At 62.8% G+C, this 21,390-nt stretch carries 21 protein-coding genes and 1 riboswitch; of the genes, 8 read left to right on the top strand and 13 right to left on the bottom strand.

Annotation, left to right across the window (positions count from 1 at the left end; genetic code table 11):
- Nucleotides 1–105: 105 nt before the first annotated feature.
- The 6 genes from KFO72_RS28650 to KFO72_RS28625 all read right to left on the bottom strand — a co-directional run bounded on the left by KFO72_RS28650 (nt 106) and on the right by KFO72_RS28625 (nt 5,485).
- Nucleotides 106–750 (bottom strand): urea amidolyase associated protein UAAP2, encoded by a 645-nt coding sequence (locus KFO72_RS28650; protein ID WP_225033527.1) that lies wholly within the window; start codon nt 748–750, stop codon nt 106–108.
- Nucleotides 751–764: 14 nt separating this feature from the next.
- Entirely contained in the window at nt 765–1,472 is a 708-nt protein-coding gene (locus KFO72_RS28645) for an urea amidolyase associated protein UAAP1 (RefSeq protein ID WP_107202107.1), read from the bottom strand.
- Nucleotides 1,473–1,489: 17 nt separating this feature from the next.
- Nucleotides 1,490–2,263, bottom strand: a complete 774-nt coding sequence (locus KFO72_RS28640; protein ID WP_060604190.1) for an ABC transporter ATP-binding protein — start codon at nt 2,261–2,263, stop codon at nt 1,490–1,492.
- Nucleotides 2,260–3,075, bottom strand: a complete 816-nt coding sequence (locus tag KFO72_RS28635) for an ABC transporter permease (protein WP_225033526.1) — start codon at nt 3,073–3,075, stop codon at nt 2,260–2,262. The genes KFO72_RS28640 and KFO72_RS28635 overlap by 4 nt, the downstream gene beginning before the upstream one ends.
- A 28-nt stretch (nt 3,076–3,103) precedes the next feature.
- Nucleotides 3,104–4,171, bottom strand: coding sequence for a putative urea ABC transporter substrate-binding protein (locus KFO72_RS28630; RefSeq protein ID WP_054932984.1), 1,068 nt, complete (start codon nt 4,169–4,171; stop codon nt 3,104–3,106).
- Between the two features lie 57 nt (nt 4,172–4,228).
- A riboswitch (guanidine-I (ykkC/yxkD leader) is annotated at nt 4,229–4,348 on the bottom strand.
- A gap of 180 nt (nt 4,349–4,528) precedes the next feature.
- The gene (locus KFO72_RS28625) at nt 4,529–5,485 is read right to left on the bottom strand and encodes a LysR family transcriptional regulator (protein ID WP_035999905.1); all 957 of its coding nucleotides are present in this window, start codon (nt 5,483–5,485) and stop codon (nt 4,529–4,531) included.
- A gap of 188 nt (nt 5,486–5,673) precedes the next feature.
- Here KFO72_RS28625 and KFO72_RS28620 point away from each other — a divergent pair, with 188 nt between their 5' ends.
- Genes KFO72_RS28620 through KFO72_RS28610 form a run of 3 tightly spaced genes read left to right on the top strand, consistent with a single transcriptional unit; the run spans nt 5,674 to nt 9,315 of the window.
- The gene (locus KFO72_RS28620; protein WP_107202072.1) at nt 5,674–6,984 is read left to right on the top strand and encodes an MFS transporter; all 1,311 of its coding nucleotides are present in this window, start codon (nt 5,674–5,676) and stop codon (nt 6,982–6,984) included.
- A gap of 32 nt (nt 6,985–7,016) precedes the next feature.
- The gene (locus KFO72_RS28615) at nt 7,017–8,273 is read left to right on the top strand and encodes a Zn-dependent hydrolase (RefSeq protein ID WP_225033525.1); all 1,257 of its coding nucleotides are present in this window, start codon (nt 7,017–7,019) and stop codon (nt 8,271–8,273) included.
- Between the two features lie 13 nt (nt 8,274–8,286).
- The gene (locus KFO72_RS28610; RefSeq protein WP_225033524.1) at nt 8,287–9,315 is read left to right on the top strand and encodes a histone deacetylase family protein; all 1,029 of its coding nucleotides are present in this window, start codon (nt 8,287–8,289) and stop codon (nt 9,313–9,315) included.
- Between the two features lie 194 nt (nt 9,316–9,509).
- Here the strand turns inward: KFO72_RS28610 and KFO72_RS28605 are convergent, their stop codons facing one another.
- Nucleotides 9,510–11,045, bottom strand: coding sequence for a complex I subunit 4 family protein (locus KFO72_RS28605; protein ID WP_060604177.1), 1,536 nt, complete (start codon nt 11,043–11,045; stop codon nt 9,510–9,512).
- 393 nt (nt 11,046–11,438) lie between these two features.
- On the opposite strand from KFO72_RS28605, the gene KFO72_RS28600 reads away from it, so the two are divergent.
- Nucleotides 11,439–11,687, top strand: coding sequence for a hypothetical protein (locus tag KFO72_RS28600; RefSeq protein ID WP_054932979.1), 249 nt, complete (start codon nt 11,439–11,441; stop codon nt 11,685–11,687).
- A 109-nt stretch (nt 11,688–11,796) separates the two neighbouring features.
- On the opposite strand, the gene cyoD is transcribed toward KFO72_RS28600, so the two are convergent.
- The 4 genes from cyoD to cyoA are packed head-to-tail and all read right to left on the bottom strand — an operon-like array spanning nt 11,797 to nt 15,661.
- Complete coding sequence (gene cyoD / locus KFO72_RS28595) at nt 11,797–12,141, bottom strand: cytochrome o ubiquinol oxidase subunit IV (RefSeq protein ID WP_035999922.1); 345 nt, start codon at nt 12,139–12,141, stop codon at nt 11,797–11,799.
- Nucleotides 12,142–12,750: a cytochrome o ubiquinol oxidase subunit III gene (gene cyoC, locus KFO72_RS28590; RefSeq protein ID WP_007743998.1), complete on the bottom strand. Its 609-nt coding sequence runs from the start codon at nt 12,748–12,750 to the stop codon at nt 12,142–12,144. It lies immediately after the preceding gene.
- A complete protein-coding gene (cyoB, locus tag KFO72_RS28585; protein WP_054932978.1) occupies nt 12,750–14,756 on the bottom strand; it encodes a cytochrome o ubiquinol oxidase subunit I in 2,007 nt (668 codons plus the stop codon). Before cyoB ends, cyoC begins: the two co-directional genes overlap by 1 nt.
- A gap of 2 nt (nt 14,757–14,758) precedes the next feature.
- Nucleotides 14,759–15,661, bottom strand: a complete 903-nt coding sequence (gene cyoA / locus KFO72_RS28580) for a ubiquinol oxidase subunit II (RefSeq protein WP_225033523.1) — start codon at nt 15,659–15,661, stop codon at nt 14,759–14,761.
- A 278-nt stretch (nt 15,662–15,939) separates the two neighbouring features.
- Here cyoA and KFO72_RS28575 point away from each other — a divergent pair, with 278 nt between their 5' ends.
- The 4 genes from KFO72_RS28575 to KFO72_RS28560 all read left to right on the top strand — a co-directional run bounded on the left by KFO72_RS28575 (nt 15,940) and on the right by KFO72_RS28560 (nt 19,032).
- Entirely contained in the window at nt 15,940–16,359 is a 420-nt protein-coding gene (locus tag KFO72_RS28575) for a DUF1810 domain-containing protein (RefSeq protein ID WP_054933005.1), read from the top strand.
- Between the two features lie 143 nt (nt 16,360–16,502).
- Complete coding sequence (locus KFO72_RS28570; RefSeq protein ID WP_054932976.1) at nt 16,503–16,955, top strand: Fur family transcriptional regulator; 453 nt, start codon at nt 16,503–16,505, stop codon at nt 16,953–16,955.
- Between the two features lie 83 nt (nt 16,956–17,038).
- Complete coding sequence (locus KFO72_RS28565; RefSeq protein ID WP_225033522.1) at nt 17,039–17,701, top strand: response regulator; 663 nt, start codon at nt 17,039–17,041, stop codon at nt 17,699–17,701.
- Nucleotides 17,698–19,032 (top strand): sensor histidine kinase, encoded by a 1,335-nt coding sequence (locus KFO72_RS28560; protein ID WP_225033521.1) that lies wholly within the window; start codon nt 17,698–17,700, stop codon nt 19,030–19,032. Before KFO72_RS28565 ends, KFO72_RS28560 begins: the two co-directional genes overlap by 4 nt.
- 54 nt (nt 19,033–19,086) lie before the next feature.
- Here KFO72_RS28560 and KFO72_RS28555 read toward each other — a convergent pair whose 3' ends face one another.
- The gene (locus KFO72_RS28555; RefSeq protein WP_224099426.1) at nt 19,087–20,538 is read right to left on the bottom strand and encodes a heavy metal sensor histidine kinase; all 1,452 of its coding nucleotides are present in this window, start codon (nt 20,536–20,538) and stop codon (nt 19,087–19,089) included.
- Nucleotides 20,538–21,215, bottom strand: coding sequence for a heavy metal response regulator transcription factor (locus KFO72_RS28550; RefSeq protein ID WP_035999940.1), 678 nt, complete (start codon nt 21,213–21,215; stop codon nt 20,538–20,540). The genes KFO72_RS28555 and KFO72_RS28550 overlap by 1 nt, the downstream gene beginning before the upstream one ends.
- Between the last annotated feature and the right edge of the window lie 175 nt (nt 21,216–21,390).

The raw sequence follows: 21,390 nt of genomic DNA, 5'->3' as shown, positions 1-21,390 counted from the left end.
CTTAAAAGCGGGCTGGGTGCTTCGTGTATTCCATAGCGCCGTCGATGCGCAGCAAACGCCCGGCGCGTACTTTCATCACCGTGTAGAGCCACAGACGCAGCGTGCTCAGTTCCATATCGTCAGCTCCGCGGGAGTGGGGTTGTAGGCGTTGCACGGATTGTTCAGTTGCGGGCAGTTCGAAATCAGCACGATCACGTCCATTTCCGCGCGAACTTCGACGTATTTGCCGGGCGCGGAAATGCCGTCCTCGAATGTGAGGCCGCCCTCGGATGTCACGGGCACGTTCATGAAGAAATTGATGTTGGCGGCGATGTCGGTTTTCGACAGACGGCCGTCGTGCGCGCAGGCGCGCAGGTAGTTGTCACGGCAGCTGTGCATGTAGCGCTTTTCGAGCGCGTAGCGCACGGTGTTGCTTTCCTGCGCGCATGCGCCGCCGAGCGTGTCGTGACGTCCGCAGGTGTCGGCGACGATGGTCAGCATCGGGTTGCCGAGGTTCGAATAGAGCACGGTGCCCGTGGTCAGATAAAGGCTTTGCTGGCGGCGCAGCGTGCGTTGCGCGTCGTAGCGCTCGCGCGGATCGGCGAGGCTGTAGAACAGCGTGTCGATTGCCTGATTGCCTTCTACGTCGCGAATGCGCAGCGTCTGGCCGGCTTTCAGTTCCTTGAGCCATGGCTCGCCCGCAGGCAAGGTCTCGCGAAAGATCGCGTCGGCGGGGTCGAGCCTGCTGGTCGTGAGGATGGATGTCGTCATGGCGCGCGTTCCGCTCAGAGAAAGAATCGTTCGGTGTTGATGAAGCCGCGCGCGTTTTCATCGCATGACGTGCGGCAGATTTCCGCGACCTGGCTGTCGGCGGCGCGCAGCGTGAGCTTCACGGGTTTCGGTGCGTACTCGGGGTTCGGGTCGAGCGGATGCTGGATCGCCGTCAGCACGACGAGCGTGTTCATCGGCGCATATAGTTCGATGTAGTCGCCCGTTTTCGAATTGCCTTCGACGAAGCTGAGCGCGCCCGCATCCGTCACATCGACGCGGCTGAAGAGATTGAGCGTCATGAGCAGATCCGACACGCCGAGCCCCCACTTGCCGAGTTCGACGAGCAGGTTGTCGGTGCCGTTGCGATAGAACGCGTTGCGCAGTTCCTGATAGCGGCCTTGTCCGTACTTCTCGAACACTTCCGCCGCGTTCGATACACCCGCGAGACTGTCGTGCCAGCCACACGTATCCGCGACGATGGCAGCGAGCACGCGGCCCATGTCGGAATACAGGCAATGGCCTTTGGTCAGTTTAGCCGTGTGCTGGCACTTGAGCGTATCGGGCAGATTCAGGCGCTCGCTTTTTTCGGTGGCATTGAAGAGCAGCATCGCGACGTTCGCGCCGCCGCGCGGATCGGTGATGCGCAACAACTGTCCGCGCTTGACGATCAGCGATGCATGGCCGCCGCCGGGCACGGTTTCTTCGAGCAATGTTTCGTTCATGTGTTGTGTCCTTTCCATCATGCAGGCACGGCGAGCAGCGGCGGAATCGTCGTCGCCGCGTGCGGTTCGCGCACGCCGTTGCGTTCGAGGGGAATGTCGTAGGTGATGCGCGCGCCGTACGCCTGCGGCGCTTGCGGATCGATGCGCACCTTGTCGAACACCAGCACTCGGCTGCCGAGCGTGAAGCCTTCCTTCAGATCGTGCGTGACCATGAAAACGGTCAGCTTCGCCTCGCGCCACAGGCCCGTCAGCAGTTCGTGCATGTCGCGGCGGATGCCAGGGTCGAGCGCGCCGAACGGCTCGTCGAGCAGCAGCACGCGCGGCTTCATCACCAGCGCCTGAGCGAGCGCGAGACGTTGCTGCATGCCGCCCGACAGTTGATGCGGATACTTGTCGAGCGAATCGGCGAGACCGACGCGCGCGAGCATCGCCACGGCTTCATCTTTTGCAAGGCGGCGGCGCGCGCCGAACAGGCGCCCCGTGAGCGGCGCATGCGGCAGTTCGAGGCCGAGCATCACGTTGCGCAGCACGGTGAGATGCGGAAACACCGAATAGCGCTGGAACACGACGCCGCGATGCGGGTCCGGCTCCGGCGGCAACGGTTCGCCATCGAGCAGGATGGCGCCGCGCGTCGGACGTTCCTGGCCGAGCAGCAGGCGCAGGAAGGTCGACTTGCCGCAGCCCGACGCGCCGACCATCGAGCAGAATTCGCCCTCCGCGATGCGCAGATTGAGCCGCTCCAGCACGACCTGATCGTCGTATTGTTTCCACAGGTTGCGGATCTCGATCATGCGCGGCCTCCGTTGTACCAGGGGAACGCCCACTGCGTGAGACGGCGCAGCGCTTCGTCGATCAACCACGCGAGCAGCGTGATCCACGCGACGTACGGCAGGATCACATCCATCGCGAGATAGCGGCGCACGAGAAAGATGCGATAGCCGAGGCCATTCGTCGAGGCGATCGCTTCCGCCGCGATCAGAAACAGCCACGCCGACGTCAGCGCCAGACGCAATGCGATCAACAGACGCGGCAACAGTTGCGGCACGATCACGCGCAGAATCAGCGTCCAGCTCGATGCGCCGAGCGTTTGTGCCTTGATCCATAGCTCTTCGGGAATTTCGCGCGTGCGCTGTTGCAGATCGCGGATCATCATCGGCGTGATGCCGATCACGATCAGCACGACTTTCGACAGCTCGTCGAGGCCGAACACGATGAAGAGAATCGGCAGCACCGCAAGCGGCGGGATCATCGATATCACCGTGATGAACGGCGACAGGGTGGTGCCCGCGAGCGGAATGCTGCCCGTCACGATGCCGAACACCAGCGCGATCGCCGCGCTCGCGGCCAGCCCGATGCCGAGCCGCTTCATGCTCGACACCGTGTCGTCCCACATCATGTATTCGCCCGTGCGCTTGTCTTCGGAGAACGCGTACTCGTGCAGTGCGTCCTTCATCTGCGTGGCGCTCGGCAGCAGCTTGTCGTCGGGATTGGCCTGCAGCCGCAGCGACGAGCCGGTGAAGTACACCGCGATCAGCACGATGAAGGGCAGCAGCAACAGCATGAGACTGCCGGTGCGGCCGGGATGTCGGTTGATGAGCCGCATGGGCCTCTCCTTCAGAACGCAGCCGCGCTCACAGCTTGCCTTGCGCGGCGAGGCGCACGTACGTCGGATCGAAACGCAGCTTCAGGTTGCTCTTGCTGCCGACCACCACGTTGTTGTCGAACGCCATGCCCACTGCGCCCGCGTTCGGTGCGCCCTTGCCGAGCAGCCCGTGATCGAACGAGAACTGCGCGACGCGCGTCATGATCTTCGGCATGTTCGGGCTGGTGGCGAAATCGAGCGCCTGTTGCGGCGTGTAGAAGAGCGCCGTGGTCGAGAGTTGCGCCTTGTAGCCCGCGAGGTCGGTGCCCGATGCTTTCGCCATCTCCGTGAGCGCGGCCTGGCTGTCGGGCGACGTGCCGTGCATCGTCTGCATGATTTCGAACCATGCGCCCGTCAGTGCCTTGCCGAGCGCGGGGTTGTCATGCAGCGTCTTCGTGTTGACGACCATCATGTCCATGATCTCGCCCGGAATGCGGCTCGAATCGAACACTTCGGTGACGTTCGGTTTCGCCTTCAGATCGGCGAGCATCGGGTTCCACGTGACGGCGTTGTGCACGGCGGGCGTCGCGAACGCGCCGGAAATGTCGGCATCCGACGTGTTGACGGTCTTGATGTCGCGCTCGCTCATGCCTGCCGATTCGAGCGCGCGCGCCAGCAGATAGTGCGAGACGGAGAGTTCGACGAGATTGACGGGCTGACCCTTGAGGTCGGCGACTTTCTTGCCCACGCCCTTGATGAGCACGCCGTCGTTGCCGTTCGAGTAGTCGCTGACGATCAACGCCGTGCTGTCCACGCCGCCCGTGGCGGGAATGGTCAGCGCGTCCATGTTGGTCATCGCGCAGCCGTCGAACTTGCCGGCCGTGTACTGGTTGATCGATTCGATGTAGTCGTTCAACTGCACGACATCGACGTTGATGCCGTACTTCTTCGCCCATTTGGACATGATGCCTTGCGTTTTCGCATAGCCCCACGGCATCCAGCCGGCGTAGATGGTCCAGCAGACCTTGAAGTCCTTACGGGCTTGAGCGAATGAAGGCGTGGAAAAACACAGGGAGAGAGCGACGGCGGCAGCGGCTGCAAAACGAAGCTTGCGCATGAGGTTGACCTCGCAGGGACGGTTATCGACGGCAGGAGCGGCGCGACGCATCGCGTTCTCTCCCGGGCTTTTATCCCGCCGTGTAACCTCATCGAGGTCGACAACTCTCGGACCAGCGTCGCACACCGGATGCTTGCGTTCGCATCGATGCGGACCGGAACCCTAGTCGTCCATTTGCCAGATTGTGACTGCTAAACCGGATGCTGCACCGGCTCCTGCCTGTCACTAAGCGATAAGCATGCCATTGCCGTCTTTACTTGGATTCGGCGCTTGTCGCATGCGGTTCGTGCACAAGGTTGAAGCGAGATCGCGATCTGCGCGCGCGCGTGCGCACCAGTCGGGTGCTTCGCAGACAGGTCATTTGCCCAGTCGTTCCGCCAGCGCATAGCGGCGCATGCAGCGCTCCATGCTGTCGAGAAACGCGTGATCCGCCGCATTCATCTTGCGCTCGCGATGCCACAGCAGATGCACGTCGACATCGACGAGTCCTTCTTCGGGCGGCAGACGCCACAGGCGCTGCTGCGCGATGTCGTCGCGCACGATGTGCTCGGGCAGGCAGCCGATGCCGAAGCCCGCGAAGATCAGCCGCCGCACTTCATCGAGACTCGGCGACGACGCGACGATGCGCCCCGTGAAGCCCTTCTGGTCGCGAAACACGGTCAGCGGCGACAGGCTGTCGCCGATCTGGTCGCTCGTGAACGACACGAAGTTTTCCGCGAGCAGGTCTTCCATTGTCAATGGCGACTTGCCGTACAGCCGGTGATGACGGCCGCAGAAAATCGCATAGCGTTGGCGCAGGAAGCAGCGCATTTCCAGTTTGTCGTGCGGCGAGCGGCACAGGCCGAGGCCCGCCGTCGCCGTTTTCTGCAGCAGCGACGAGATGATGTCGGACGAGCGCATCACTTCGATCTGCAAGTCGATACGCGGATACGCGCGATGAAAGTCCGCCAGAAACTCGTCGTACACGGGCGACTCGATGCGGCTGATGGTCAACAGGCGAATCGACCCGCTGATGTCCTCGGTGCGGTCGTCGATCTCGGTTTCGAGCCGCGAGATGTTGCCGTAGATATCGCTCGCAATGCGATAGACCTCTTCGCCCGCCTGGGTCGGCGCGAAGTACGGGCCGCGCCGGTCGATCAGCTTGCGCTCCAGCGTTTCCTCCAGACGCCGCAACGCCTGGCTCACGGCTGGCTGCGTGACGTGCAGGCGTGCGGCGGCGCGGCTCAGGCTGCGCTCCTGCATGATGACGAGGTAGGTGCGCAGCAGATTCCAGTCGAGCCGGTCGTTCAGAAAGCGGGCGATGTCGGTACGCATCGAAGGAAATTATAAGTTGAATTTATGAACCGAATAATAACTCGAAATTTGACTAATGTTTTCTGGCCGCCGATAAATGTCACATGCCGTGGCGCGCGACCGCCCGGGGAGAAGGGCGGCATATCCATCCCAACACCGCGCGCGAAACCACGGGTTCAACCCACGTCAGACGTGTATCAGGAGCCAGCATGACCCAAGCCATCAGTACCGCCCGTCAGCCGGGACGCGCCGCAACGGCCGCGTTCATCGGCACGATGATCGAGTGGTACGACTTCTATATCTACGCGACGGCCGCCGCGCTCGTATTCGGCGAGCTGTACTTTCCGTCGGGCGACCGCTTCGTCAGCACGATGGCGTCGTTCGCGACCTTTGCCGTGGGCTTTTTCGCGCGGCCGCTGGGCGGCATCGTGTTCGGCCATCTTGGCGACCGCATCGGCCGCAAGAAAGCGCTGATGACCACGCTGATGATGATGGGCGTTGCGACCGTGTGCGTCGGCCTGCTGCCCGACTATTCGAAAGTCGGCATGCTTGCGCCGGTGTTGCTCGTGCTGCTGCGCGTCGTGCAGGGGATTGCGGTTGGCGGCGAGTGGGGCGGCGCGGTGCTGATGGCGGGCGAACATGCGCCGCAAGGGCGCCGCACGTTCTTCGCTTCGTTTGCGCAGCTAGGCAGCCCGGCGGGACTGATTCTGTCGCTGATCGCGTTTCGCGCGGTGACCTCGATGGACAAGGCGGACTTCATGTCGTGGGGCTGGCGTCTGCCGTTCCTCGCCAGCTCCGTGTTGTTGATCGTCGGTATCGTGATCCGTCTCGGCGTGAACGAATCGCCGGAATTCCAGCGTGTGAAGGAATCGAACCGCACGGCGAAGCTGCCCATCGCCGAAGTGTTCAGCTCGGCATGGGGCCTCGTGCTGCTGTGCATCGGCGCGAATACGATCGGTATTGCGGGCGTGTACTTCACCAACACGTTCATGATCGCGTACACGACGCAATACGTCGGCGTGACGCGCTCGCTGATTCTCGATTGCCTGTTCGCCGTCGCGATCATCCAGTTCGTGTCGCAGCCGCTAGCCGCTTGGCTGGCAGAGCGCATCGGCGGCGCGCGCTTCCTGAAGATCGCGGCCTTGCTCGCGATGATCTCGCCGTATCCGATGTTCATGCTCGTGCAAAGCGGCTCGGCCGTGCCGATGGTGATCGGCATCGCGATTGCCGTGGTCTGCATGGCGAGCTTCTACTCGGTGATCGCAGGCTTCGTCAGCGGCATCTTCCCGACACGCGTGCGCTACTCGGGCATCTCGCTCGCGTACCAGGTGTGCGGCGCGGTGGCGGGCGGTCTCACGCCGCTGGTCGGCACGTGGCTCGCGCATCGCTATACGGGCCAATGGTGGCCGCTCGCGGTGTTCTATACCTGCCTCGCGGGGATTTCGCTGGTGTGCATCGTCGCGCTCGACGCACGGCGCGCGGCGCACGCGGAACAGGCTGAAGCCGTCGGCGCGCATTGAACCGAACTCACGTTGAACGACCCGGAAGACTCATGAAAGATCTGTTGCAAATCGACGGCGCGCGCCTTTGGCGAAGCCTGACGGACATGGCGCAAATCGGCGCGACGCCGAAGGGCGGCGTGCGGCGTCTTGCGCTCACCGATGAAGACGTGCGCGGCCGCGATCTGTTCGCCACGTGGTGCCGCGACGCGGGCATGACGGTGAGCATCGACGAAATCGGCAATCTGTTCGCGCGCCGCGAAGGTGCGCAGCAGGATGCAGCGCCTGTGCTGATCGGCAGCCATCTCGACACGCAGCCGGAAGGCGGCCGCTTCGACGGCGTCTACGGCGTGCTTGCCGCGCTCGAACTGGTGCGCGCGCTGAACGACGCCAACATCGTGACGGAGAAGCCAATCGAAATCGTCTCGTGGACCAACGAGGAAGGCGCGCGCTTCACGCCTGCGATGCTCGGTTCTGCGGTGTTCACGGGTATCACGTCGCTCGACGACGCGCTGGCGAAGGAAGACGCCGATCACATCACGCTCGCCGATGCGCTGACAAAGAGCGGCTATCGCGGCGCACGCGCGGTTAAAGGCCAGGCCGTCGATGCGTATTTCGAAGCGCATATCGAGCAAGGCCCCGTGCTCGAAGCGAACGGCACGACCATCGGCGTCGTGACGGGCGGCCAGGCGATCCGCTGGCTCGACGTCACGGTGACGGGCATGGCCGCGCATGCGGGCACGACGCCGATGCCGTATCGCAAGGATGCTTACTTTGCGAGCGCGCAGATGGCGACGGAGCTGGAGCGCATCGTCGAACGCTACGCGCCGCGCGGGCTCGTGACGATCGGGCAGGTCGGCATCAGGAATGCGTCGCGCAACACGATTGCAGGCGAAGTGTCGTTCACCGTCGATCTGCGTCATCACGAAGACAGCGAAGTCGATGCGATGGAGCGTGATCTGCGCGCGGCCTTCGAGCGCGTGGCGCAAGCGCGCGGCGTGCAGCTTCGCGTCGAAACGTACTGGCGCAGCCCCGCGACGCCGTTCGATAGCGCATGCGTCGATCTGGTGGCGCAAGCGGTCGAAGCGCTCGGCTATTCGAACGAACGCATCGTCAGCGGCGCAGGTCACGATGCGATTCATCTCGCGCGTTATTGCCCGACGGCGATGGTGTTTATTCCGTGCGTCGACGGACTGTCGCACAACGAGGCCGAAGACGCGCTGCCTGAAGACGTCACGCGCGGCGCGAACGTGCTGCTCAATGCGGTGCTGGCGCGCGCGGGCGCGATGGCGACGGCGGATGCGCAATAAGAAAGGATTGGCGATGAAGACTTTTTTTCACCCCGAACAACTGCTGCATCATCCGCGCTCTTATCTGTCGCGTGGCCAGATGCGTGAGCCGCAGGAAGTGCCCGAACGCGCGGCGCGGCTGGTGGCCGCGGCGAAGTCGCTGGACTTCGATGTCGTCGAACCGGCCGATCATGGCACGGCCGCCATTGCCGCTGTGCACGACATGAACTATCTGCGCTTTCTGGAAGAGGCGCACCGCGACTGGAAGAAGATGCCCGACGACTGGGGCGACGAAGTAATGTCGAACATCTACGTGCGCGATCCGAATCCGTTGCGCGGCGTGCTCGCGAAGGCGGCGCGATATCTTGCCGACGGCAGTTGCCCCGTGGGCGCGAATACGTGGCGTGCCGCGTACTGGTCGGCGCAGAGCGCGTTGGCGGCGGCGTCGGCCGTCAACGCAGGCGCGCGCGAAACCTATGCGCTGTGCCGGCCGCCGGGCCATCACGCACGCGCCGATGCGGCGGGCGGCTTCTGTTATCTGAACAACGCGGCCATTGCGGCGCAGTCGTTGCGCAGCCGCTTCAGGCGCGTCGCGATCCTCGACACCGACATGCATCACGGCCAGGGCGTGCAGGAGATTTTCTACGGACGCGACGACGTGCTGTACATCTCCATTCACGGCGATCCGATCAACTTTTATCCCGTGGTAGCGGGCTATGAGGAAGAGCGCGGTGCGGGTTCGGGCGATGGCTTCAACGTCAATCTGCCGATGCCGCATGGTTCGTCGGAAGCGGTGTTCTTCGACAGGCTCGACGACGCACTGCGTGTGTTGACGCGCTTCGAGCCCGACGCGCTGGTGCTCGCGCTGGGCTTCGACATCTACAAGGATGATCCGCAGTCGCAGGTGGCCGTCACGACGGAAGGTTTCGGGCGGCTCGGTGAAGCGATCGGCGCGTTGCGCTTGCCTTCCGTGATCGTGCAGGAAGGCGGCTATCACCTGGAAAGTCTCGAAGCGAACGCGCGAGCGTTCTTCGGCGGTTTTATGGAGAGGCGCGGCGGATAAGCGCGCGTTTCAGGCTCGATGTAGAAACGGCCTCGCAGCGATGCGAGGCCGTTTTTTGTTGGGCCTGTGCAAATGCGCCAGCGCAAATGCGCCAGCGCGAATGCGCCAACGCAAATGCGCCAACGCGGATGCGCCAACGCAAATAAAAACGGGCGTCCGATGGACGCCCGTCGAATGCTTGCCGTCGAAGCCGATCAGCCCGGCATACGAGGCGCAGCAGCCGGCGCACGGTTGTTCGAAGCGACGCCCGTATCCGTCGGCAGCGCGGAGCCCTGTGCTTGCGCAACGAGGTTTTCCGTGGCCGGGCCGATCGCGTCCGTGAAGGTCTTCGGACGCACGCCGATAGCCAGCACCAGCACGGCCATCGCGCCGAGCAGCACGAATTCGCGGCGGCCCAGATCGCGCAGGCTCGACACGCGCGTGTTCTTGACCGCGCCGAACATCACGCGCTTGTACATCCACAGCGTGTACGCGGCGCTCAGGATCAGCGTCAGCGCAGCCGTCGCGCCAACCCAGAAGTTGAAGCGGATCGCGCCCATCAGCACCAGAAACTCGCCGACGAAACCCGACGTGCCCGGCAAGCCGACGTTCGCCATCGAGAACAGCATCGCAAACGTGGCGAGCTTGGGCATCGAGTTGGCGACGCCGCCGTAGGCATCGATCGAGCCGTTCTTCGTGCGGTCGAACAGCATGCCCGTGCACAGCAGCATCGCGCCCGACACGATGCCGTACGACAGCATCTGCACCACGGCGCCTTCCGTGCCCATGCGGTCGAACGTGAACAGGCCGAGCGTGACGAGGCCCATGTGCGCGACGGCGGAGTAGGCGAGCAGCTTGCGCATGTCGGTCTGCGCGAGCGCGAGCAGGCTGCCGTAGATCACCGCGACCAGCGACAGCGCGATCATCGCCGGTGCGAAGAAGTGGCAGGCGTCCGGGACGATAGGCAGCGCGAAGCGCAGCAGGCCGTAGCCGCCCATCTTCAGCATGCCGAGCAGCACGGCGGCGCCCGTCGGGCCATCCGAGTGGACGTCGGGCAGCCACGTGTGCACGGGCCACATCGGCACCTTCACCGAGAAGGCCGCGACAAAGCCGATGAACACCATGATCTGCGGCATGAAGTCGAGCTTCAGCGTGCGCCACGTGGCGATGTCGAACGTGTGCGAGTGCGCCCAGAGGTAGATCAGCGCGGCGAGCATCGCGAGCGAGCCGACCAGCGAAAAGAAGAAGAAACGCACGGCTGCGTAGACGCGGCGCTTTTCGCCCCACGTGCCGATCAGCAGATACAGCGGAATCAGCGACGCTTCGAAGAACACGAAGAACAGCATGCCGTCGAGCGACGTGAACACGCCTTGCATGCAGCCGGACAGCAGCAGGAACGCGCCGTAGTACTGCGCGACGCGCGTGGTGATCGATTCCCACGACGCGATCACGATGATCAGCGTCGTCACGGCCGTCAGCACGGTGAACCACAGCGAAATGCCGTCGACCCCGAGGTGATACGAGATGCCGAACTCGGGCAGCCACGCGGACTGCTGCTCGAACTGCATCGTCGACAGCGACGAATCGAAACCCGCTACCAGCGGAATGACGGGCAGGATGCTGACGGCCGCGCCGATCAGCGCAAGCCAGCGCGTGCGGCTTTGCGCGCTGTCAGAGCCGCCGAGCAGCACGACGATACCGGCGACGATGGGGACCCAGATCAGGAGGTCGAGGACTGATGGGAGGTGCATTTGCTCTTTGATGAAACGCCTGAACGCGAATAGCAGGCCCTCGCCCCCAGGGCGAAGGATCAAAAAACCTTACATGGACATTTCGACGGACGGCCCCGAGGGGCGCGGGACGATGCGCGGCTTGCGCACGCGCGTAACCAAAACGCATGACGGTCAGGGTTAACGAGGATAACTCAAAATAATAATGTTGCGCTGCCACAAGTGCGTTTTTTATTTATTGCGAAACTCGGCATTGACATTGCTGGATGGTCCTGCGCAGGAGAAGTGCGCTGCACAAAAAAGCGGCACTGGAAGCGCTTCCACACGATGCGGCGCAATGGCGGCTTACAGGGGTTGCCCTAGATTTAAGCGTCCGTTGTTCGCTGTACGCTTAAGTCGCGAGGAGACGAACCCATGAGAAAAGTTTTCCACATCGCCGTTATTGCCGTTTTGGCTTACCTGGTTGCCGACCGGGCGCTGCTGCATGCGCAGGCGCGGGAGGCCAGCACGTTCGCTTGCGCGCAAGGTGCCGAACAGGTGAAGCTGGATGCGCTGGGCAGAGGGTTTGGCGACGCTGCCGCCAGCAGTCAGGGCGAAGCGTTCAGGTCGGGATGTCTCGTGACGGGACGTGGCCGTCCGATGGAGATGCTGGCGCGCAACTGATCAGCAGTTGATGTGCAAATAAAGCGCAGATGAAGCAGGGGAGGGAAACCGCGCCGGCCGCACGCTATGGCATGTGCAACCGGCGCGAGGATGCGCGCTTAACGCAAGGTTAGCGCGACATCATGTTCATGCTGACGTTATGCATGACCCACAGCGTACCGCCGATCACGATAACAGCCGTCAGCACGGTGAACGCAAACGCGGTCACGTTCCAGCGCTGACCCGACGACGTGTTCATGTGCAGGAAGTACACCAGGTGCACGATGATCTGCACGAGGCCGAGACCGGCGATCGCGTAGAGCGCCTGCGTGCCCGTCGCCCAGCCCGCCAGCACCACGCCGAATGCGGCTGCCGTCAGAATGACGGACAGCACGAACCCGATCATGTAGCTGCCGAAACTGCCGTGGCTTTCGTCCCCGTGCGCCGAATGTGATGAGTGAGAATGGCTGCTCATTTAGATCACGCTCGCAAGATAGACAAACGAAAAAACACCGATCCACACGATGTCCAGGAAGTGCCAGAAAAGGCTCAGGCACGTCAGACGGCGCAGTTCGCGCTCACCCAGAGCGGGCGCGCGCACCACCTGAATCATCATCACCAGCATCCACACCAGACCCGACGTGACGTGCAGGCCGTGCGTGCCGACCAGCGTGAAGAACGCCGACAGGAACGCGCTGCGGTCAGGACCCGCGCCGTCCGCGATCATGTGCGAGAACTCGCGGATTTCCAGCGCGACGAACGATGCGCCCAGCACGAACGTCACAGCCAGCCAGAACAACGTGGTGCTCTTGTTGTTCTTGTGTGCGCCGAGCATCGCGAAACCGTACGTGATACTCGAGAACAGCAGGATCGCCGTTTCGATCGCCACGCCCTGGATCTCGAACAGATCCTTGCCGCTCGGACCGCCCGCGAACTGGTGGCTCATCACTGCAAACGTCGCGAACAGCGCCGCGAACAGAATGCAGTCGGTCATCAGGTACAGCCAGAAGCCGAACACGGAATTGGACGGAGCGTGTTCCGCGTCGTGATGATGCGGGTCCGCAACAATAGCTTTTTGTAGCATCAGGCAATCTCCTCAGCTTCGGGCAGTTGCTTGGCGATCGCCGCGCCCGAACCAGCGCCGTTACGTTCTTCCATCATGCGAACGGTTTCGGCGGGGATGTAGTAGTCGGTGTCGTTATCGAAGCTGCGTGCGATCCACGTACCGATCGCGCCGATAAAGGCCGCGATAGCCAGCCACCAGATGTGCCACGTCAACGCGAAGCCCAGCGCGAGGCTGAACACGCCGATGAAGAAACCAGCGCTGGTGTTCGACGGCATGTGAATGTCGCGGTAGACGGGCTTCTCGACATTGCCGCGTTGCTTCATGTCGTGGAATGCATCCAGTTCATGCACGACAGGCACGGTCGCGAAGTTGTAGATCTGCGGCGGCGAAGTCGTCGCCCATTCGAGCGTACGGCCGTTCCACGGATCGCCCGTCAGGTCGCGGTTTTCCGGCTTGTTGCGGTCGCGGATCGAGACCACGAGTTGCAGCAGCTGGCAGGCGATACCGATTGCGACGAGCACGGCGCCCAGTTCGGCAACCAGCAGCCACGGGTGCCATGCCGGGTTGTCGTAGTGGTTCAGACGGCGCGTCATGCCCATGAAGCCGAGCACGTACAGCGGCGTGAACGCAACCCAGAAGCCGATCTGCCAGAACCAGAACGCAGCCTTGCCGAGCTTCTCGTTCAGCTTGAAGCCGAACGCCTTCGGGAACCAGAAGTTCATGCCGGCGAGGTAGCCGAACAGCACGCCGCCGATGATCACGTTGTGGAAGTGAGCAATCAGGAACAGCGAGTTGTGCAGCACGAAGTCCGCGCCCGGAATCGCCATCATCACGCCCGTCATGCCGCCGATCGTGAACGTGACCATGAAGCCAATCGTCCACAGCACGGGCGTCGTGAACTCGATGCGGCCCTTGTACATCGTGAACAGCCAGTTGAACACCTTCACGCCCGTCGGGATGGCGATGACCATCGTCGCAATGCCGAAGAACGCGTTGACGTCGGCGCCCGAACCCATCGTGAAGAAGTGGTGCAGCCACACGAGGAACGACAGCACCATGATCGCGCACGTTGCGTAGACCATCGTCTTGTAGCCGAACAGCGGCTTGCGCGCGAACGTCGAGATGACTTCCGAGAAGATACCGAACGCCGGCAGGATCAGGATGTAGACCTCAGGGTGGCCCCATGCCCAGATCAGGTTCAGGTACAGCATGGCGTTGCCGCCGGCATCGTTCGTGAAGAAGTGCATGCCGAGGTAACGGTCCAGGCCGAGCAGCGCGAGCGTGACGGTCAGGATCGGGAACGCGGCCATGATCAGCACGTTCGTGCACAGCGCAGTCCACGTGAAGACAGGCATCTTCATCAGCGTCATGCCGGGTGCGCGCATCTTGATGATCGTGACGAAGAAGTTCACGCCCGTCAGCAAGGTGCCGATACCCGACAGCTGCAAGCTCCACAGGTAGTAGTCGACACCGACGCCCGGGCTGAACTGCAGCTCCGACAGCGGCGGGTATGCGAGCCAGCCCGTTTGCGCGAATTCGCCGACCAGCAGCGAGATGTTGATCAGGATCGCGCTGATCGCCGTCATCCAGAACGACAGCGAGTTCAGGAACGGGAATGCGACGTCGCGTGCACCGATCTGCAGCGGCACGATCAGGTTCATCAGGCCGACCATGAAGGCCATCGCCATGAAGAAGATCATGATGACGCCGTGCGCCGTGAAGATCTGATCGTAGTGGTGCGGCGGCAGATAGCCAGGCGCGTGATACGCGAGCGCGAGCTGCGTACGCATCATGATCGCGTCGGCGAAGCCGCGCAGCAGCATGATCATCGCAACGACGATGTACATCACGCCGAGCTTCTTGTGGTCGACCGACGTGAGCCATTCGGTCCACAGGTAACGCCACTTGCCGAAATACGTGATTGCGCCGAGCACGGCCAGCGCGCCGAGAATCATCCCGGCGCCTGCGACCACGATGATGGGTTCGTGGTACGGAATGTCTTCCAGGGTTAATTTACCGAACATGCTTACCCCTTGGTCCCGTTAGGTGCACAGTTCACGTCCTTCATGTTGTCGATGACGTGACCGTTGTTGTAGCGGGCAACAATGTTGTTGAAGAGCTTGGGATCGACCGACGAGAAGTACGACACGGAGGCCTTTTCTTCCGGCTTCGCCACTGCGTAATAGCGATCCATGGAGAGGTGGTCCGTCGATGCGCGTGCTTTCGCGACCCATGCGTCGAAATCTTGCTGCGACTCGGCGAGCGCGCGGAACTTCATGTCCGAGAAGCCCTTGCCGCTGAAGTTGGCCGAGGTGCCGGCGTAATCGCCCGCTTCTTCAGCCAGCAGATGCAGACGCGTCTGCATGCCTGCCATCGCGTAGATCTGGCCGCCCAGTTGCGGGATGAAGAACGAGTTCATCACCGTGTCCGACGTGATGCGGAAATTCACCGGAGTGCCCACGGGAATCGCCAGCTGGTTCACGGAAGCGATGCCGAGATCCGGATAGATGAACAGCCACTTCCAGTCGAGCGCGACGACTTCGACATTGATCGGCTTCACGTTCGATTCGAGCGGCTTGTACGGGTCGAGCTCATGCGTGCTCTTCCACGTCAGGACGGCGAGGAACAGAATGATCAAGGCGGGGATCGTCCAGACGGCGACTTCGATTGCCGTCGAATGCGACCAGTTCGGACGGTATTCGGCGGACTTGTTCGATGCGCGATAGCGCCATGCGAACAGCAGCGTCAGGAAGATGACGGGAATCACGACGATCAGCATGGCCCACGTCGAGGTCGCGATCAGCGACTTCTCGGCGGCGCCGATGGGGCCTTTCGGCGTGAGCAGCTCGAGGTTGTTGCACCCCGAAAGCAGGAGGGCTGGGGCAATTGAAACGAGACCGGCTAGCCGGCCCGCGATTTTTTTCGTCATCGCGGCCCTCTACAAAAACAAACGAACGAACGCATGCATTTCCTTGCTCCTTTTATAAGCGCTCGCATAATACGAAATGCACGTGTTGCAGTACAGCACTTTGATGCGAACGAACTATTGCGCGATCAGAGGTGAGACATAGTGTCGCAATGCCGCATCGGAGCCCCTTTTGTGGCGCGCCGACGGTCGGAAAGGCTGGGCTGAAAGGTTGTTGTATGGAGTTGGCGGGTATGCCGGATGCGTTTGCTGCGGCACGCCAAAGAATTGCGGAGGACGGGATGGACGATAAATTCGACCTTCGACGCTTCGTCGATGCTCAGGCACCTATTTATGAGCAGGCGCTAGCGGAATTGCGAGGCGGGCGCAAGCAAACCCACTGGATGTGGTATGTCTTTCCCCAGTTTCAGGGGCTCGGATCGAGTCAAATGGCCCAAAAATTTGCCATTGACTCACTCCCCGAAGCTGTCGCGTATTTGCAACATCCGGTGCTCGGTCCCCGTTTAAAGCAGGTGACGCGGGCCGTCAACGAAGTCGAGGGCCGGTCGATCGAGACCATCTTCGGCTATCCGGATTACCTGAAGTTCCATTCGTCGATGACGTTGTTTTCGAAAGCCGCGCCCGACGAGCCGGTGTTCACCGAAGCGCTCGCCAGATACTTCGGCGGCAAGCCGGACGAGAGGACGCTGGAGCTCCTCTGAGCGTCGTACGCAAAGCGCGCCGAAGGACCAAGACGCGCTGCGCCCGCCCCGCAAGCCCGCTAAGCAATTCTTAAGGATCGCGCGGCCAGAATGGCCCGTTGCGAAGCCCGACAGAGGCTTTGCGCTACCGGACGGGGCTCCCCATGATTGCAATCTACGCTGCGTTAAAAGCGGCCGGCCTGCGCCCGACCTCGAGCCGGGCCTCCGTGCTGAGGCTTTTCCACGAGCTCCCGCACGAGCATTTCACCGCCGATCAGGTGTATCGCAAGCTGTCGCGCGAGCCGGAGCCTTGCAGCCTGGCGAGCGTCTACCGCGCGCTCTCGCAGTTGCATGAGGCGGACCTCATCTCGAGCGCGACCTTGGGCGATGCGCGCATCATCTACGAACTCAATCGCGGGCAGCGCCACTATCACCTCGTCTGCAACCGCTGCGGACGCATTCAGGACGCGTACGATCCGGGCCTTGAACAGCAGCAGGCCAAGATCGCCGCCGATCAGCACTTTCACTACCTGGCGTCGAGCCTCGTGATTTTCGGCCGATGCGAAGCCTGCGAAGGCCTCCCTGCGATACCGAAGCGCGTCGGCGCGAGCGTCTGAGCGGCCTTCCGGCGAAGCGCTGCTTAAGGGCGCGTTAAGCTACGGGTTTCGAGAATGGAGGCTATCGACGGAGAGCATGGGCCATGCGTTTGCTGCTGGTGGAAGATGACGAAATGATTGGCGAGCCCGTCGTGGATACGATGCGTGGCGCGGGCTATGCCATCGACTGGGCGCACGACGGGCGCGAAGCCGAGCTGTCGCTCGCCCACGACGTCTACGATCTGGTGCTGCTCGATCTCGGCCTGCCGAAGGCCGATGGCATCGACGTGCTCAGCCGCTACCGGCGCAGCGGCGGCGGCGCGCCCGTGATGATTCTCACCGCGCGCGACGCCGTCGAGAGTCGCATTGCGGGGCTCGACGCGGGCGCCGACGACTATCTCGTCAAGCCCTTCGATCTCGACGAACTCGCGGCGCGCGTACGCGCGTTGCTGCGCCGGCGCACGGGGCACGCCCATCCCGAGTACGCGCACGGCGATCTGACCTTGAACCCGGCCGCACACGAAGCGACGCTGAAGGGCGAACGGCTGTCGCTCGTGCCGCGTGAATTCAGCTTGCTGCAGGCGCTGATCGAAGAGCCGGCGCGCGTTTTCACGCGCTCCGAACTCGAAGACAAGCTGTATGGCTGGGGCGAGGAAGTGGGCAGCAACACCATCGAAGTGCATGTGCATAGCCTGCGGCGCAAGATCGGCGCCGACCAGATCGTGACGGTGCGTGGCGTCGGCTACCGGCTCAAGCGCGCCGTATGACGTCGATCCGGCGCTGGTTGCTCGGCTGGCTGATTGCGGGTCTCGCGCTCGCGGCGTTGAGCGCGGCGTATGGCATTTTCTATACCGCGCGGCTCGAAGCCACCGAGCTGTTCGACTACGAATTGCGCACGGTGGCGCTCTCGGTGCCGGCGACGGTCGGCAGCATCAACGAACTCGCGCGGCGCACGCCGGACTTCGCGGGCCTCGCCGACGATCGCCTGTTCATCGAAGTGTGGGACGACGCAGGTCAGAGCGTGTACAAGTCGCTCGAAGGCATAGACGTGCCGCGCTATCCGCCGGGCTTGCGCACCGTCGAGCGCGACGAGTATCACTGGCGGGTCTTCGGCGTACAGGAAGGCGACCGGTTCGTGCAGGTCGCGCAACCCGTGTCCGTGCGCGAAGATCTCGCGCTGCATCTCGCATTGCGCACGCTGTGGCCGCTCGCGCTGCTTCTGCCCGTGATCGTGCTGATCGTGCTGTTCGTGGTGAGACGCGGTCTTGCGCCGATCGGCAGCATCTCGCGCGCACTCGCGACCCGTTCGTTCGATTCGCTCGATCCGCTGCGCCTGGACGGACGCATGCCCGTCGAACTGAAGCCGCTCGTCGATGCGCTCAATGACCTGCTGCACCGCCTGAACCTCGCATCGCAATCGCAACGCACTTTTGTCGGCGACGCTGCACACGAACTGCGCTCGCCGCTCGCCGCATTGAAACTGCAGTTGCAGGGGGCCGAGCGCGACGGCTCGCTGGTCGGCAACAAGCAGACTTTCGAGCGCATCGAAGGGCGTCTGAACCGGCTGATCCATCTCGTGCAACAACTGCTGACGATGGCGCGCGAAGACGCGCAGCGCAACGCGCATTTCGAGCCGGTAAGCCTGCGCCGCCTGTGCGAGCGCGCCGTGGGCGACTTTTCGACGCTCGCCGAAGCGCGGCAGATCGACCTCGGCCTGGAGTTCAATCCCTCTCGCGATGCCGACGACGCCTACAAGGTCAGCGCCGAGCCAGCCGGTATCGAGGTGCTGCTCAACAATCTGATCGACAACGCTATCCGCTATACGCCGCGCGGCGGCAAGGTGGATGTGATCCTGAAGCGCAATGGCGACACCGTCGGCCTGTGCGTGTCGGACAGCGGGCCCGGCATTCCGGACGTGGAGCGCGAACGCGTGTTCGACCGCTTCTATCGCAGCGCGGGCAACAAGGAACATGGCAGCGGGCTGGGCCTCGCGATTGCGCTGAAAGTCGCGCAACGCCATCAGGCGACGCTGAGCATCGACAACAACGAAAACGGTACGGGGCTTCGCGTCACGCTGTCGGGACTGCGGGCGCAATAGAGCCGCAATAGCCGCTGAATAGCAGCTGAATCGCGGCTAGCTTGGCGCGCGCACTCAACGAAACGTCAGCACGAAGCGCGTGCTGCGCGCGTCGCTTTCCGCATGCACGGTGCCACCGTGCAGCTCCATGATCGTGCGCACGATTGCGAGGCCCAGCCCCGTCGACCCCGGCGAGCCTTGCGGCGAACCTGATGACGGCAACGAACTGCGCGACGGGTCGACGCGATAGAAGCGGTCGAAAATCCGTTCGAGATGTTCGGGCGCAATCGGCTCGCCTTCGTTCGACACCGTGATGCGTACGCTGCCGTCGGTCTCATGAGCGTCGAGCACGATCTCGCGGTCGCGCGGTGTATAGCGCAGCGCGTTCGCGAGCAGGTTGCCGATGGCGCGGCGGAAGAGTTCGAGATCGGCGGTGAGCATCGCGGCGCCTGTCACGCGAACGCGCACGCCGGCATCTTCCGCGACACCTTCGAAATACTCGCCGATGCGCGTCAGTTCCTGTACGGCATCGAACACGCGCATATGCTTGACGAATTGTGGATGCTCCGCGCGCGCGAGAAACAGCACGTTCTCGATCATGCGCGACAGGCGTTCGCACTCTTCGAGGTTCGATGCGAGCAGGGCTTCGTATTCGTCGGCGGAGCGCGTGCGTGCGAGCGCGACTTCCGTCGCGCCGCGCATATTGCTGAGCGGCGTGCGCATGTCGTGCGCGAGATCGGCGGTGAAACGCGACATCTGTTTGAAGCCGTGATCCATGCGTTCGAGCATGGCGTTGAGCGTGGTCACCAATGTTTCGAGTTCGCGCGGCACGCGTTTAACGGCAATGCGCGTGTTCAGGCGGTTCACGGTGACTTGCGCGGCGCTCGCGGCGATATCGCGTACGGGCCGCATCGCCGCGCGAATCAGCAGGTAGCTGAGCACGGTGGTCAGCAGCACGCCAATGATGCCGTAGATCTTGATCTGATCGCGGTAGTGATCGAGCAGTTCGTAGCGGTCGCTCAGGTTGCGCGCGATCAGAATGCTGACGGTTTCGCCGTCGCGCAAGGTTGCGTCGGTGGCGACGCCGCGAATCGGCGCGCCCGTGTTGTTGCGCCACGCGACGATGTCGTCTTGCGTGATGCGCGCCGTTGGCGGCACGCGCTGAATGGAGCGGCCGGTGGCGAGAATCGAGCCGTCGCTGGCGGGCATGGGCATGCCGAGCGTGCTCGTCAGATTGTGTTCGATGGCGAGTTGCCCGTCGGGATCGAACACTTCCATCGACATGCCGGGATTGCCCAGCACGATGCTCGTGATGCGGTCGCCATGCTCGCGAATGCCTTTCGATGCTTCGATTTCCTGCGCGAGGCGTCGTGCATGACGGGCCGCGAGCACGATGCTCATGTCGTCCTGCGAACTGATCTCCCGTTCGAGCGCGCGATACAGAAAGTTGCCGACCAGCACGAACACGGCGAGCGTCGTCGCGCCGAATGCGAGCGCGAGCGTGGTGGTGATCGAACGGCCGCGCATCAACCCGCGTCCTTGATTTCGAGCACATAGCCGACACCGCGAACGGTATGAATCAGCTTGACGGGGAAGTTGTCGTCGATCTTGCTGCGCAGGCGGCGAATGGCGACTTCGACGACGTTCGTATCGCTGTCGAAGTTCATGTCCCATACGTACGACGCGATCTGCGTACGGCTGAGCACCTCGCCGTGCCGGCGCGCGAGCAGTTGCAGCAGCGAGAACTCGCGCGGCGTGAGATCGATGCGCGTCGTGCCGCGCTTGACGCGGCGGCGGTTCACGTCCATTTCCAGGTCGCCGATGCGGATCAGTTCGCTTTCGCGCGGCGGCCCGCGACGCGCGAGCGTGCGTACGCGTGCGAGCAGTTCGACGAACGCAAAAGGTTTGACGAGGTAGTCGTCGGCGCCGAGTTCGAGACCGCGCACGCGGTCGTCGACGTCGTCGCGGGCGGTGAGAAAGAGCACGGGGGTGGTGCGCGTGGCGCGCAGCGTTTTCACGACGGTCCAGCCGTCCATCCACGGGAGCATTACGTCGAGGATGATGACGTCGTAGTCCTCCTCCTGCGCGAGAATCAGGCCGTGGGAGCCGTCGTTCGCTACCTCGACTGAATAGCCGGACTCTTCCAGTCCTTTCTTCAGGTAGGCGGCTGTTTTGGGTTCGTCCTCGATGACCAGGATGCGCATTGTTCTGCTCCGCTTTGCGGATAGAGGGGGATGGTTTGATCATACCGAGATGTGGGTGGGGGTTGATTACATTTCGGTAATGTTGGTTTTGGTTTTGGTTTTGGTTTTGGTTTGCTGGTGTTTGCGCTGGCATCCGCGAATTGTTAGCTCGCTTCACGCGTCGCCCCTGTGCGGG

The sequence above is a fragment of the Paraburkholderia sp. XV genome, from assembly GCF_020177535.1.
GTDB classification, from domain to species: Bacteria; Pseudomonadota; Gammaproteobacteria; order Burkholderiales; family Burkholderiaceae; genus Paraburkholderia; species Paraburkholderia caribensis.
The sequence above is the reverse complement of the archived record's forward strand: the minus strand, read 5'-3'. Positions and strand labels throughout refer to the sequence as shown.

Coding starts and splice junctions, on each gene's coding strand:
- KFO72_RS28645 (WP_107202107.1), bottom strand. CDS start 1,472: ATGAACGAAACATTGCTCGAAGAAACCGTGCCCGGCGGCGGCCATGCA.
- KFO72_RS28640 (WP_060604190.1), bottom strand. CDS start 2,263: ATGATCGAGATCCGCAACCTGTGGAAACAATACGACGATCAGGTCGTG.
- KFO72_RS28570 (WP_054932976.1), top strand. CDS start 16,503: ATGATTGCAATCTACGCTGCGTTAAAAGCGGCCGGCCTGCGCCCGACC.
- KFO72_RS28615 (WP_225033525.1), top strand. CDS start 7,017: ATGAAAGATCTGTTGCAAATCGACGGCGCGCGCCTTTGGCGAAGCCTG.
- KFO72_RS28560 (WP_225033521.1), top strand. CDS start 17,698: ATGACGTCGATCCGGCGCTGGTTGCTCGGCTGGCTGATTGCGGGTCTC.
- KFO72_RS28610 (WP_225033524.1), top strand. CDS start 8,287: ATGAAGACTTTTTTTCACCCCGAACAACTGCTGCATCATCCGCGCTCT.
- KFO72_RS28575 (WP_054933005.1), top strand. CDS start 15,940: ATGGACGATAAATTCGACCTTCGACGCTTCGTCGATGCTCAGGCACCT.
- cyoA (WP_225033523.1), bottom strand. CDS start 15,661: ATGACGAAAAAAATCGCGGGCCGGCTAGCCGGTCTCGTTTCAATTGCC.
- KFO72_RS28555 (WP_224099426.1), bottom strand. CDS start 20,538: ATGCGCGGCCGTTCGATCACCACCACGCTCGCGCTCGCATTCGGCGCG.
- KFO72_RS28550 (WP_035999940.1), bottom strand. CDS start 21,215: ATGCGCATCCTGGTCATCGAGGACGAACCCAAAACAGCCGCCTACCTG.
- KFO72_RS28650 (WP_225033527.1), bottom strand. CDS start 750: ATGACGACATCCATCCTCACGACCAGCAGGCTCGACCCCGCCGACGCG.
- cyoC (WP_007743998.1), bottom strand. CDS start 12,750: ATGCTACAAAAAGCTATTGTTGCGGACCCGCATCATCACGACGCGGAA.
- KFO72_RS28620 (WP_107202072.1), top strand. CDS start 5,674: ATGACCCAAGCCATCAGTACCGCCCGTCAGCCGGGACGCGCCGCAACG.
- KFO72_RS28605 (WP_060604177.1), bottom strand. CDS start 11,045: ATGCACCTCCCATCAGTCCTCGACCTCCTGATCTGGGTCCCCATCGTC.
- cyoB (WP_054932978.1), bottom strand. CDS start 14,756: ATGTTCGGTAAATTAACCCTGGAAGACATTCCGTACCACGAACCCATC.
- KFO72_RS28565 (WP_225033522.1), top strand. CDS start 17,039: ATGCGTTTGCTGCTGGTGGAAGATGACGAAATGATTGGCGAGCCCGTC.
- cyoD (WP_035999922.1), bottom strand. CDS start 12,141: ATGAGCAGCCATTCTCACTCATCACATTCGGCGCACGGGGACGAAAGC.
- KFO72_RS28630 (WP_054932984.1), bottom strand. CDS start 4,171: ATGCGCAAGCTTCGTTTTGCAGCCGCTGCCGCCGTCGCTCTCTCCCTG.
- KFO72_RS28635 (WP_225033526.1), bottom strand. CDS start 3,075: ATGCGGCTCATCAACCGACATCCCGGCCGCACCGGCAGTCTCATGCTG.
- KFO72_RS28625 (WP_035999905.1), bottom strand. CDS start 5,485: ATGCGTACCGACATCGCCCGCTTTCTGAACGACCGGCTCGACTGGAAT.
- KFO72_RS28600 (WP_054932979.1), top strand. CDS start 11,439: ATGAGAAAAGTTTTCCACATCGCCGTTATTGCCGTTTTGGCTTACCTG.